1 protein-coding gene is annotated in these 419 nt (G+C 74.2%); it reads right to left on the reverse strand.

Translation table 11 applies throughout. The annotated features are described in order from the left end of the window. Nucleotides 1-419, reverse strand: a 419-nt coding sequence (locus EN850_RS33750; RefSeq protein ID WP_189591288.1) for an ankyrin repeat domain-containing protein, incomplete at both ends; no start/stop codon positions are given.

A 419-nucleotide genomic window follows, 5' to 3' on the forward strand; every position in this document is an offset into this window, starting at 1 on the left:
CGGCAGATCCGCTTCGCGCAGGGTACGGCGCGGCAGCGGCCACACCCGCCAGTCCAGCCAGTCGGCCAGATCGCGGCGGCCGATCGACAGCGCCACGCCCAGCGGTGTCTGGCCGTCGGCAGCACGCGCTTCCGGCGAGGCACCGTGCTGCACCAGCAGCTTCAGTGCGCCTTCGCGGGCCAGCGCGGTGGCCAGGTGCAGTGCGGTCATGCCATGACTGTCGCGCGCCTCGCGATCGACGCCCGCCTTGAGCAGGGCCTGCTGCAGGCGCAGCCAGCCCAGGCGTACCGCCAGCGACAGCGGTGGGTCACCGGCCGGCGAGGCTGCGAACGGGTCCGCGCCACGTTCCAGCAGTTCCAGCGCCAGCTGTTCCAGGCCGCGGGCGGCCTGGTCGTGCTGCGCGCAGGCGGCCAGGAAGC

This window comes from Mesorhizobium sp. M8A.F.Ca.ET.207.01.1.1, from assembly GCF_004794715.1.
Taxonomy (GTDB): domain Bacteria; phylum Pseudomonadota; class Alphaproteobacteria; order Rhizobiales; family Rhizobiaceae; genus Mesorhizobium.